We start from the raw sequence: 11,748 nt of genomic DNA, 5'->3' as shown, positions 1-11,748 counted from the left end.
AACAACTACTCCGCCAAGCTGGCCCCACAAACGCCGCGTCTCCCGCCACGACATCAACCGGGGACAAGAGTGGCTTGTCGTGACCCTGCGCCGCCTCGACGATCATCCGACGATCCAGGACCGCTCCCCAGCGGGCATGACGGGCCGCCTCGGTCTCCTCCTCCTGATGCCGAACCTCAAGGGGTCGATACTCGTCGTAACCGTTGATCAACTCGCCGCGGCTGGCGATCAGGGCGGGAAACCCGAACCAGGCCCGGTAGAGCAGCTGGTGCCCATCGACGAGGAACAACCTGGTCACCGGCCCTCCCTGCCTGCGGGAAGACCGGTAATGACGCGGACATGGGCCACCGATGCGCCGGCTGGTGCCGGGCAACCCGTTGCTGGAAAGTCTGTTCGCTGACTCGGGTGGGGTTGCGCCGCCACACGCCGTCGAGGAGATCATCAAGGCCGTGCGGCGCGCAGACCGCGATGTGGTTGTCGGGGTCGAGGTGGATCGCGACGGCGGTGACGTACTCAGGCCTTGTCGCGACCGCCTCGGCGATGCTGCGAAACGGTGGAACCGGCGGTCCGCCGAATCGTTGCGGGTACCAGGTGTGCACGGCGGCCTGGTTCTTCGCCTCCCACGGCAGGCCCGGCTCGATGGCGGCCAGCCGGGCGGTGGCCCGCTGGTCGTTGTCCCGGCTCAGGTCGGCGGGGTCGAAGAACGGCACGTCCACATCCCGTACCGCGCGCAGGTCGAACCCGTCGCCGTAGCGGTGCCCCCAGACCAGGTCACGCAGGACACCTGCGCCGATCCAGCCGTCGGGCAGTCCCGAGTCCCGCACCACGGTCAGCGCCCGCATCAGCGATGCGTTGGCCCTGACCAGCTCCCGCAACTCGTCACCGCGCCCGACGTCTGCCGGGTCCGCCCAACCAGCGGAGAGCGCCGTCATGGCCGTTCCGCCATGTCAGGGTGGTCGTGGCGCGGTCGCTGGGCGAGGTAGTCGCTCAACGATGTCGCATACGGCACGTCCGGGTCGCTGGTGGTGCCGGCCGGAACGTAGCGGGTGCGCCGGAACGCGTCGACGAACGTGGCAGGGGGTGCTCCGGCGTGTAGTGCGGTGGTGATCGCGGTGGACAGGGCCTCGGTGAGCCCGGCCAGGGGTGGAGCCGTGCTTTCCGGCCCGCAGGTCGACGTGACGAAGCTCGCCGCTGGGCGTGGCGGCCGTGGATAGCCGTCCCGGAATACCATCGATCACGAACGTGCTGGTCACCTCGGTTGTCCGTCGAGGCGTCGGCGGCGTGTCTCTCATCGATGCGGTCCTTCTTCCTTGGAGGCGTACGCATTGAGCGCCTTGTGGCTGACACAGGCGGGCCTGAGCTGCGACGTTCCGGTCCAGAGGCGGTGTCAAGGCGCCTCCGTCGCGGTGGTCGTCTGGTCGGCTTTGCGGGCGCAGTGCGGGCATCGTCGTGGGCAGGGCGTCTGCGGCACGACCGTGGCGAGGCCGCTGGCGTCCAGGATCGTGGTGACCGTCTGCGCGAAGGTGCTGGTTTCGGGGATGACGGTTTCTCCGGGGGTGTCGAGCAGGTCGCGGTGGGTGTACCAGTGGCGCATCTCGTCGGGGGTGACGGGGATCGGCTCGGCCCGGCCGAGGTGGCGGCGGACGGTCTCGTCGAAGGACACGTCCAGGTAGAAGACGGCGACCGGTCCAGAGTGGTTGTTGATGAGCTGGTGCAGCAAGGTGGCGTAGCGTTCGGTGTGCAGGATGCCTTCGAGGATGACGTGGTAGCCGAGGTCGAGTGCGGTGCGGGCGGTCGCGGTGATGAACGCGGGGGCTACCGGGTCGATGCGGGCACTGTCGTGTTCCCGGAGCACGGTTCGGCGCAGGTAGTCCTGCTCCAGCAGGGCCGCACCGCGTCCGAAGCGGCGTCGGGCCTCGTGGGCGGCCGTGGTCTTTCCGCTGCCTGAGTTTCCCCGAATGATCACCAACGTTGGGGGCACGAGCTTCGTGGGGTTCGACGTCGTCATGGCCTGCTCTTTCAGGCGGTCGCGGTCTGTCGGGGTAACGTCGCGCCGGGTGCGGTGGTGTCGTAGCCGGCGGCTTGGAGGGTGAACAGCTCGGCGTACCGTCCGTGGGCGGTCATGAGCTGGTCGTGGGTGCCGGCTTCGACGAGGCGGCCGTGGTGCAGGACGTAGATGCGGTCGGCGTGGCGGACGTTGGCCAGCCGGTGGGTGATCAGGATGGTGATGCTCCGCCCTTGCCGGTCGCGGATGGCCTGGAAGAGGGCGTCCTCGGCGCGAGGGTCGAGGGCGGATGACGGTTCGTCCATGATGAGCACGTCGGCGTCGCGCAGGAACCCGCGGGCGGCGGTGATGCGTTGCCACTGCCCGCCGGAGAGGTCCTGGCCGCCGGCGAAGGTGCGGTCGAGCAGCGTCTCATACCCGTGGGGCAGCTCGGTGATCATGTCGTGGGCGACGGCGCGGGCGGCGGCGGCCTCGATCCGGGCCTGCTCGGCGGTGGTGGCGATGTCGCCGACGGCGATGTTCGTGGCGGCGGTGAAGGGCCACTTGTGGTACTCCTGTGTCACGACCCCGATCCGGGCCCGTAGCGCGTCGATGCCCCACTCGTCGATTGGTCGGCCGTTGTATTGGATGGTTCCGCCGGTGGGGGTGCGGAGAGTGGCGATCATGGTGGCGAGGGTGGACTTGCCGGAGCCGTTCTCCCCGACGAACGCCACCGTCCGCCCGGCCTCGATGGTCAGGGTGACCTGGTCGACGGCTGCACTGTCACGGTCGGGGTAGCGGAGGCTTGCCGCGTCGACGGTGATCTCGCGCAGCCGGTCTGTTGCCGGCATCCGGGGGGCCGGGCTGGTGTGCGGTGGCAGGAAGTCGGCGGCGCGGGTCATGAAGCCGGTGTAGTCGCGGAAGTGCTGCCCCTCGGTATAGACGCGGTCGACCTGGAAGGTGACCACGGTCAGGGAGCGTTGCGCGGACTGGACGGCGATGACGCAGGTCGCGGCGGCGGCGAGGGGAATCTGCCCGTCGATGAGCAGCAGGCCGAGTAGGACGTAGACCACGGCGGTCGCCACGCCGCCGATCATCGCGCCGACGGTGGTGGTCGTGGTGACCCGCCGCGCCAGGGCGAGTTGGATGCTGGTCTCGACGCTCATGACCCGGTCGTACTGGTCGAGCAGGAATTCGCGTAGCCCGTAGGAGCGCAGTTCGGGGGCGGAGTCGCGTTCGGCCATCAGCCGGTGCAGCAGCCACAACCGTCGACGGCGTACCGATCCGGCGGCGTAGGTCTGGTAGCGCAGGTGCCCGGCGCGCAGCGACGCCCACCCGTTCGGCACGGTCGCCACGAGCAGGGCGAGCAGCAGCAGCGGGTGGACCACCACCACGGCGACCGCGACGGCGAGGACCCCGGCGAGGCCGGCGAGCAGGTTCATCGACGCCTGCACCAGACCGGTGGTGGAGTTCGCGCCGCGGGAGGCGCGTTCCATGTCGTCGGCGAACGCGTCGGCGTCGAACGCCTCCAACCGCACCGCCGTGGTCACCTCGAACAGGCCCCGTTCGACCTCCCAGTCCACCTTCGGGGTGAGGCCGTTCTGCGCGTACCCCATGGCGGTGGCCATGCCGGCGCGCAGCGCGGTCACCGCCGCGAGCGCTGCCAGGGCGGGCAGCGCGGCGGTCACCTTGTCGGCGGTCGGGCCGCCCGCGAACAACTCCACCAGCACCCGCTGCGCAGCGAGGAGCCCGAACGCCGACAGCACCCCCGCACCCACCGTCGTCGCCGCCACCACCGACGTCCGTACCCGGTCGGCGCGCCAGCTCACCACGAGCGCGGACCAGACCAGCCGGGGCAGCTCGGAGAAGACGGCGAACAGGCCGGCCTCCGCCCGCGCCCGCACCCCGCTCTCCCACCACACCTCCCGCAGCTCCGGCAACACCGAATCCCGCTGCGGCGGTTCGGGACGGGCAGGCGTGGGGTCAGGGTGGTCGGTTTTGGGCATGGCGGTACCTCCCGAGAGGGTGGGCAGGGTGAACTTCGGTGGGTGGTGGCGTCTCGATGGCGAACGGCAGGACCCGCAGATGCCCCGTCGGTGCTCGGCTGGTGCCGCCGAAGCTCCGCCTCCATCAGGAAGAGCCCCGGGTGGCCTGCGGTCAGGTGACCCTGACGCCGTCTTCGAGGTAGTGGCAGCACCCGTCAGCGCGGGCGTGCAGCGCCTCGGCGATCCGGCGGGCCAGCAGCGGCCGTAACCGCTGGCCGGCCTGTAGCGGGTCGGACCACGCCCAACCCTTCAACTCGCCCGGCGGCACCACAATCCGCTTCGTCGCAGTGGGGTCGAGGGTGCCGCCGTCGTAGATGACCATGACGCCTTCGGTGCGCCCGTCCTGGGCCGGTACCCAGTCCACGACGAGTAGCCGGCCCGGCGACAGGCCCAGACCGAGTTCCTCACGGCATTCCCGGATCACGGCCTGCAGCGGCGACTCGTCAGCCTCGACGCACCCGCCGGGGATCTCCCACTCCGCCTTGTAGACCGGTTCGACCAGCAGAATCCGCTCGTCCGCGTCGGTGATCAGCAGCCCGGCGGCCATCCGTTTACGGGGCAGATCAGCAGTGAAATCGCGGCGTCCGGAAGGCATGCAGGGACGGTAGGACGCGGCAGGGGCGACACGCCCACAGCGCCGTGCGCCGACATTGTCGGCAGATTCCGACACCACACCGACTTCGACAGCACCGCCGCCCCGACCTGCCGGCACCTGCGGCGTGCCCTGGGCGGGCACAGTCGGCGGCCGGGCGGGGCTGTCTCCGACGGCGCGGAAAGCGTCACCGGGGCGGCTATGGTGTTCGCTCACCGTGACCACAGCGACCGGGGGTGGCAGCGATGGGCGACCACGACGAGATCACCACCGCCCGCCACGCGCTCGGCCGCCACCTCGCCCACCTGCGCAAAGACGCCGGCCACACCCAGCACAGCCTCGCCCGGCTCGTGCAGTACGGACGCAGCTCGATAGCGAACACCGAAACCGGCCGGCAGCACCCCGAGCGGCCGTTCTGGACCCGCTGCGACCAGATGCTGCGCACCGGTGGCGTGCTGACCGCCGAGTACGACCGGATCGCCGACCTGAACCACCGTCGCCACCGCTCGCCGGCTCGGCCCAGAAGCGCCAGCCTCACCAGCGATAACGCAGCGGTGTGGTGGGAGCTTGAGGACACCATCGCCGCCCGCCGGTCGGCGCTGACCACTTCCATCGACGACGACGCGCGGCTGGCGCACCTGGAAGACGAAGTCCGGCAGGCGATCGCCGACAACGAACGCTGCCCACCTGCGACCCTCGTGGCCCGGCTGCGTCCACTGCGGGCCTGCGTCGATCAGCTGATGGCCGGCCGGCAGCACCCGCCACAACGCGCCCGGCTGTATACCGCCGCCGCGCACCTGTCCGGGCTCCTCGCCGCCCTCGCCCTGGACCTACGCGCCTTCCGCGTCGCACACGCCTACGCCGCCGAAGCCTTCGACCTCGCCCACGCCGCCCAACAACCCGATACCCAGGCCTGGGCCCGCGCCATCCAGAGCCTGGTCGCCTTCTACACCGGTAACCACCGCGACGCGCTCGCCTACGCCGAAGACGGCCTACGCCATGCCGGCACCGGCCCACACCGGATCCGACTCACGATCAACGGCCAGGCACGGGCACTCGCCCACCTCGGCGACCGGCACGGCGTCGACCGCGCCGTCGACCGCGCCGTCGACCGCGCCTTCCGCCTTCTCACCGAGCACCCGCCGGACGGGCAGGTCAGCACCAGCCTCACCCTCGGCCCCTACTGCCCCCTCCGCACCGCGGCCAACGCGGCAACCGCCTACCTGGCCCTCGGCCACACCACCGACGTCGCCACTGAACGGGGGCCTGTGGATGTGAGACAGAGCCGAATGTAGACAGATCCGAAATCTACGCAGTCCCGACGGACGGTGTTTCGTTTCTGCTGGTCTAGGCGTTGCGCTCAACGGGCCACCATGGTCGGCGGGCGGCGAAACGGCTGCGATGCTGGAACAGTCGCGCTCGTGTTGATCGGGTGCCGAACATCCGAGCACCATCGGAGCACCACACGATCAGCTCACCGTCACCGCAGCAGGCCGACCAACGATCGGCGTGATACCTCTTAACGCCCGCTACGTGGCAGCCGTTCCGGTACCCCTCGTCATCGCCTTCAGCGGCCTCGCGTGCACTGGGCACCCAGGTCGACCGGAGCCGGAGGTGGATCGGCATGCAGCCAGCGTTCGCGGCACTCAGATCGCCATCGCAGGTGGTTGACCACCGCAAGAAAGAGCTGTAGCCGGTCGCTGGACTCCTGAGGAAACACACTGACGACGGCGGCCTACGGGCGCCGGACCGCTTCCATGGCCTTCACCCTGAATTCGGGGGCTCGGCACTCCCTCTGCCCCACCCCAACGGGCGAGACCTCTAACGACGCCGCAGGCTTCGCGTCATGCTACGGACCGCTCAGTCGCTCCCCCTGACACAACGCTGGGCTTCGACTCGACCCGTTTCCAGACCGAGCCGCCAGTCTGCTACCGGGCCTCCTGGCCACTACCCGGACCGGACTTCCACCGGCAGGCGACGACGAGCTACGACTACGGCTGAGCTACGCACTCACCTCCAGGTCCGCTGGGCGCACGAATCATCGAGGCTAGAGATCGCGCGACCTATTGAGCGGGCTGGTCGGGCAGGGCAGCCAATGACGGGCCTCGTGGTTCGGCGGGCGCGGACGACAGGGAACTGACCTGCCGGAGGATCTGCTCGACGTTCTTGACGTTCGTCGCGTCCACCACGATCCGAGTGTCATCCTGGGACACCGAGATCTCGATCTTAATGTTGGGGCGACGGGGTTGCTGGAACCACACCGCCAATGATCCAGCCAGAACGGACAGTGTGCCGCCACTCGCCAACGCGACGCTCAACACGTCCCACGCCGCGCCCATCTCGTCCGGCCCGGCCGGCACAGGCACGAAGGTCAACCGACCCCGCAGGCCGTCCTCAAGGCGCAGCCAGTCGAAGAGAGAGCTGAGGTCCGCTTCGTCGCCGCCGACGACAGAAATTTGCGCGTACACCCGTCCAGTATGCGCCTGGCCGCCACGATAATGGTGACCGTTAGAGCTCTTAAGACCGCGGCGGACCCCAGAGCCAGGCGAAGGAACCCCATGACCCGTCTTCCCGACCCGGCCCGTTCCCGAGTGGTCCTCGTCGGCACCGCCGCCTACCACGCCAAAGACCTTTCCGACCTGCCGTCTGTGACCAACAACGTCAATGCCCTGGCCGAGGCACTCACCGACGCTGCCAACGGTGGGTTCAAGCCAGAGCACTGTGTCCGGTTACGGGACCCCGCTGACCCCAGAGACGTCTCCCGGGCGCTGCGGAACGCGGCCGCGCAGGCCGAGGACACACTGGTGGTCTACTTCGCTGGCCACGGCATGACCGGTCCACGCCGGCACGACCTGTTCCTGTGCACGTCCGACAGCGACCCCGCCGAGTTGGCGCTCAGCGCGCTGCCGTACGAACACCTTCGTGACGTGGTCCTGGACAGTCCCGCGAACAACCGCATCGTCATCCTCGACTGCTGCTACAGCGGTCGAGCGGCTCAGGATCTGATGGGCGACGCGCCCGGCGTACTCGATCAACTCGAAATCGCGGGTACCTGGATCCTTGCCGCAACTCCGGCCAACGCGCCCGCCCTGGCGCCGCAGGGCGCACGGTACACGGTCTTCACCGGCCATCTACTCAGCCTGTTGACAGGTGGGCTGCACGGCGGTGGTGAGCTGATCGCGCTGCCCGACATATATCGCCAGATCCGCCGGGAGATGACGGCCAGCGGGATGCGCCCACCGCATCAACGTGGCACCGACACGGTCGACCTCCTGGCTCTGACCCGCAACCCGGCATACGACCCGGGATCGGACGTACGCGACCCTGCCGAATGGATCCGTAGCCAACTGCACGCAGTGCCAACAGATGCGGAGACAGCGCCACCGTCCGGACCTCGGGTCGGTCCGGCGACCCGGTTCGAGTCGGGCCTGCGCGGACTCGTGCGGCGAGCCTTCCGGCGTACGCCTACCAATCCGCTGTATCCAATAGAGCTCCTCCATGGGATCCAGGACGAGGTGGTGGAGCGCCGAATTGTTCTGGACGGCTTCATTTTGGTACCGAACCGGTACGTACTCGGGCTGTCACCATTCGACTGGAGTCGGCTGAGTCCCTACCATGAGGCACTCACCAAAGAACTCGTCGCATGGCTCGCCGAATACGTCGCCGAACAGCAGTGGCGCGTGTGGGGTGAGCTGTCGATCGTCATCGAAGTGGACCCGCGGCTGACGACCGGCCGTATCCGGGTCGTGTCCCGCATCGAACCCGGCTCCTGAGGCGGCAGCGAGGGCCGTTCGGGAGGGACTGCGTAGGCGTTGGCGAGACAGGCCCCTGAACGGATGAAGCACCCCGGTCAGGACGTGATGCCGGTGAGACGAGCGACGGCGTTGTTCGCCGCGAGACAGCCCGACACGTTGCCGCCGTCGTAGTAGTCGCGGGTGACGGGCGAGACGAGGACGTCGTGGTCGGCGGCGTAGGCGTTGACCACGTCTGTCGTCTGCAACTCGCCTGTCTCCTGGTCAGGCCGCAGGGCACGGAAGTAGGGGGCGATGGCACCGGGAAGCAGGTACCGGCTGATGAACTACCAGCTCACCGGCCTCGTGCGTGACCACCACGGACGCGCGATCCACCCCACAGCGTCCGTCATGGACAGCCAGAGCGTGAAGACCTCTACCAACGTCCCACCACCCACACAGGGCACCGACGCCGGAAAGAGATCGTCGGCCGCAAAGACCTTGAAACTAGGTCTCCTGGCGGTCTTGACTTGTCCTCCGTCGGCTGATGTGCGACACACGTCCGCCAGGTGATCTGCGACAGTGGTCGATCTCGGCACTCTGGGCCCGACGTCTCCGCGGGGCGTCGGGACTCAGGGAGGCTGGGATGGGCGCTGGTTGTCTTGTCGGTTGTTGAGCAACGGTTGGACGCGGTCCGTGCGGTGCTGGCTGGTTCGGTTGTGACGGAGGTGGCCGCCAACTGTGGGGTGCATCGGTCGACGGTGCATCGGTGGGTGGGCCGGTATCTGACCGAGCAGTTGGCCGGGTTGGCAGACCGGTCGCACCGGCCGCACTCGTCTCCGGGTCGGGTGGTGGAGGCGGTCGAGGTCGCGGTGGCGGAGATGCGTCGGGAGCATCCCCGGTGGGGATCGCGGCGGATCCGGTTGGAGATGCTGCGCCGGCCCGGCCCCTCGGTGGCCCAGACCTTGGTGGTGCCGTCGGAGCGGCACCCCGCCCTCGATGTTGGGCAACTCATCGTCGCGGCCGACTCGACGGCCGGCGGCCGGCACCGAGGATCATCCGCCGTCGAGCTCGGCAGCAGGCAACAGCACCGGGTCTGCGGGTTCCGGCAGCAGTCGCGTAGTTGCCAGGGGCCTTCGATGTCTGTCGCTATCCTTCGTGTATGAGTAGCAGCCTTCCCCCGCTACCCAACGAAGATCACCATCCCTACCTTTGGCCCCCACCGCCGCCGCGCAGCGAGGGGCCCTATCCGTATCCGCCCCCACCGCCGCCGCCCAGCGAGGGGCCGCCTTCGCGTGCGTATCCCGCAGGCATCGACGACGCGGCAGTGCTGACCGCAGCGGTGGTTTGGGTGGGTGGCGCGGTAGGCGCCGGGGTGCTGGGCAACGCAGCCTATGACCTGTTCAAAGCCGCTGTCTCGCGTCTACTGCGCCGCAGTAGTCCCAAGATTCTCAGTCAGCCTCAAGCGGTCCAGATTGCGCGGAAGGCTCTACGAGAACGGTTGATGCAGGCCGAGATAGACGATTTCCCGGAAGACGAGGAACTGCAAGTCGACCAGTGGTCTCTCTCGGAGCGCGGGTGGTGGATCGTCCTGCAGGGGCTTGACGTCCGCGCCTACGTGACGATCCCGGCAGCCAGTGAACGCAAGGACGCCATCGAGGCGGAGGTCAAGGTCAGCCTTAGCAACCGCGCGCGGCTACCGGCAGACCTGGGCTAACCGCCCCGGCTGCCCAAGGGCCGGGCCGAGGATGGGCTTGCCGCTGGGCCGGCACACCGCGCGCCGTGGGCGCGCCTTGAATGCCGACCCGACACCCACCCACCCCGGACCTCGGCGAAACCACCACCGGCACACGCACTCGGGGGCAAGTAGGAATCCCACAGGAAGCCGGTAGCCTCGGTCCGGCGCTCAGGCTGGGAGCGTGGATCGCCGACCGGATAGCCCGCACCTGCGTTCCCGCCGGAGTTCCGCCGGGAAGTCGTCGCGGTCGCCCACAAGGAAGGGTGCGGGTCAGCGTCAGCCCGTCTCTGCTCGGATCGCCGACAGCATGACGTCACGGGCCGGTACGGGTGAGTCCTCGGTGATGCGGGTGAGCCCGGCGAGCCCGACCCCAAGCATGAGGATCCGCCAGGCGGCCGTTCGCGCATGCGCGGCGTCGGAGTCCCCGGCCAAGACCGAGGCGAGGACGTCGGTCAGCCGTGTGAGCGTCTCGACGTAGCTCCTCGCGACGAGGGGACGCTGCTGCGCGTGTGCGTTCGCCTCGGCCCACCGCGCAAGCGCGTGCCCGTCCCCGTCGGTGCTGACGAGGTCGACGAAGAAGAGCACGAGCGCGTCGTACGCATCGAGGCCGTCGACCTCGTGCTCATACTCATCGATCTGCTGCGCGGCGTAGTGCCGCCAGGCCTCCCCGGCGAGCTCGTCGGTCGACGCGAAGTGGTGGTGGATCTGACCCTGCGACCCGCCAAGCTCGTCCGCCACGATTCTGGCCGTCACCGCACTCAAGCCGTCGCGCTCGACCACGGCAGCCGCCGCCTCCACGATCGAGCGGCGCCGCTCGGCACGCGCCAGATACGCCATCATCCCCTCCCTCGTACGCTTCGCGGAGTGCTCGACACCGAGCGTAGGAACGAGACGGTACGCACCCGCAGCCCCTCCCTGCGCGCCTGGATGATCTCGTCGACCGGTGGGTCGAGCGGCCCGAGGACGGGCGCGCTGTGCACCTTCGTAACGCAGTCGAGGTCGGTGCACACGAGGATGCCGAGCGTGCTCAGCCGCTGGCGCTTGTCCGCAGAGGGGCGCGGCGCGGTGAAGAGGGCGACCTCGTTGAAGCGGCGCATGAAGTGGCACAGCGAGCACATGACCGCTCGCCCGCCGAGCTCAGCCCGGCTCGGACTCTGGCGGAGCAATGCGCCCGACGCCGTGCCGTCGATGTCGGTGACCAGGTAGGCGCGCAATGGCGCTCGGGGATCTCGCCACCCGAGGTAGTCGAGCTTGTCCCACGCGACCTCGTCGAACCAGGCCGGCAGACGCACCTTGCTCCCGACCGCGTCCAGGTTCGCGATCGCACCCCGCACCTCGTCCCGGCTCATGGCCCGCACGACGTCACCTCCTGGCAAATCCTGTACACGGTTACAAATTGTAAGTCGATACAAGTCCCTCGTCTAACGACTTCCGATGCGACCCACCGTCCGAACTTCCCTTCACCGCCGGGTAGAAGCCAAGCTCATCGCCCCCTGCGCCCCGCCCGCACCCTCAACCCGGCACACGGCCCGACCGCCGATCGACGCACGCGGACTCACCGAACGGGTCGATACCGCCTCGCCCCGATCCCCGCCTCATCGATCGTTGGCAGACAACACCGGGCTCTGTTGCGTTGGGCGGAAGCATGATCGACTCCA

Annotated in this window: 12 protein-coding genes and 1 pseudogene; 4 read left to right on the top strand and 9 right to left on the bottom strand. The window is 68.9% G+C overall.

What is annotated here, in order from left to right:
• Positions 1-176: 176 nt before the first annotated feature.
• From C5N14_RS12885 to C5N14_RS12870, 5 genes are all read right to left on the bottom strand, one after another.
• On the bottom strand, positions 177-932 hold the full coding sequence (locus C5N14_RS12885; protein ID WP_117668327.1) for a nucleotidyltransferase family protein: 756 nt from the start codon (positions 930-932) through the stop codon (positions 177-179).
• Positions 929-1,231, bottom strand: coding sequence for a hypothetical protein (locus C5N14_RS31745; RefSeq protein ID WP_128763566.1), 303 nt, complete (start codon positions 1,229-1,231; stop codon positions 929-931). Before C5N14_RS31745 ends, C5N14_RS12885 begins: the two co-directional genes overlap by 4 nt.
• Positions 1,232-1,387: 156 nt before the next feature.
• Positions 1,388-2,008, bottom strand: a complete 621-nt coding sequence (locus C5N14_RS12880) for an AAA family ATPase (RefSeq protein WP_117668326.1) — start codon at positions 2,006-2,008, stop codon at positions 1,388-1,390.
• Between the two features lie 11 nt (positions 2,009-2,019).
• On the bottom strand, positions 2,020-3,990 hold the full coding sequence (locus tag C5N14_RS12875; RefSeq protein WP_117668325.1) for an ATP-binding cassette domain-containing protein: 1,971 nt from the start codon (positions 3,988-3,990) through the stop codon (positions 2,020-2,022).
• Positions 3,991-4,141: 151 nt separating this feature from the next.
• A complete protein-coding gene (locus tag C5N14_RS12870; RefSeq protein WP_243639520.1) occupies positions 4,142-4,624 on the bottom strand; it encodes an NUDIX hydrolase in 483 nt (160 codons plus the stop codon).
• 242 nt (positions 4,625-4,866) lie between these two features.
• Between C5N14_RS12870 and C5N14_RS33050 the strand changes: the two are divergent.
• A pseudogene (locus C5N14_RS33050) lies at positions 4,867-5,610 on the top strand (helix-turn-helix domain-containing protein); the annotation flags it as partial.
• A gap of 1,074 nt (positions 5,611-6,684) precedes the next feature.
• On the opposite strand, the gene C5N14_RS12860 reads toward C5N14_RS33050, so the two are convergent.
• Positions 6,685-7,089 carry a hypothetical protein gene (locus C5N14_RS12860; protein ID WP_117668323.1) on the bottom strand — a complete coding sequence of 135 codons (405 nt, stop codon included), beginning with the start codon at positions 7,087-7,089 and terminating at the stop codon, positions 6,685-6,687.
• A gap of 9 nt (positions 7,090-7,098) precedes the next feature.
• Here C5N14_RS12860 and C5N14_RS12855 point away from each other — a divergent pair, with 9 nt between their 5' ends.
• The gene (locus C5N14_RS12855; RefSeq protein ID WP_117668322.1) at positions 7,099-8,394 is read left to right on the top strand and encodes an FhaA domain-containing protein; all 1,296 of its coding nucleotides are present in this window, start codon (positions 7,099-7,101) and stop codon (positions 8,392-8,394) included.
• A gap of 77 nt (positions 8,395-8,471) precedes the next feature.
• Here C5N14_RS12855 and C5N14_RS32115 read toward each other — a convergent pair whose 3' ends face one another.
• Complete coding sequence (locus C5N14_RS32115) at positions 8,472-8,621, bottom strand: hypothetical protein (RefSeq protein WP_165878094.1); 150 nt, start codon at positions 8,619-8,621, stop codon at positions 8,472-8,474.
• A 300-nt stretch (positions 8,622-8,921) separates the two neighbouring features.
• Between C5N14_RS32115 and C5N14_RS32630 the strand changes: the two genes are divergently transcribed.
• Positions 8,922-9,518, top strand: a complete 597-nt coding sequence (locus tag C5N14_RS32630; protein ID WP_256371517.1) for a helix-turn-helix domain-containing protein — start codon at positions 8,922-8,924, stop codon at positions 9,516-9,518.
• The gene (locus C5N14_RS31740; RefSeq protein WP_128763565.1) at positions 9,515-10,069 is read left to right on the top strand and encodes a hypothetical protein; all 555 of its coding nucleotides are present in this window, start codon (positions 9,515-9,517) and stop codon (positions 10,067-10,069) included. Before C5N14_RS32630 ends, C5N14_RS31740 begins: the two co-directional genes overlap by 4 nt.
• A 297-nt stretch (positions 10,070-10,366) precedes the next feature.
• Here the strand turns inward: C5N14_RS31740 and C5N14_RS12835 are convergent, their stop codons facing one another.
• Together C5N14_RS12835 and C5N14_RS12830 are read right to left on the bottom strand one after the other, a co-directional pair.
• The gene (locus C5N14_RS12835; RefSeq protein ID WP_207892717.1) at positions 10,367-10,927 is read right to left on the bottom strand and encodes a TetR family transcriptional regulator; all 561 of its coding nucleotides are present in this window, start codon (positions 10,925-10,927) and stop codon (positions 10,367-10,369) included.
• Positions 10,927-11,439, bottom strand: a complete 513-nt coding sequence (locus tag C5N14_RS12830; RefSeq protein ID WP_207892716.1) for an FBP domain-containing protein — start codon at positions 11,437-11,439, stop codon at positions 10,927-10,929. The genes C5N14_RS12835 and C5N14_RS12830 overlap by 1 nt, the downstream gene beginning before the upstream one ends.
• Between the last annotated feature and the right edge of the window lie 309 nt (positions 11,440-11,748).

It is taken from the genome of Micromonospora sp. MW-13 (genome assembly GCF_003434305.1).
In the GTDB taxonomy this organism is placed as follows: domain Bacteria; phylum Actinomycetota; class Actinomycetes; order Mycobacteriales; family Micromonosporaceae; genus Micromonospora.
This window is presented reverse-complemented; position numbering and strand designations above follow the sequence as displayed.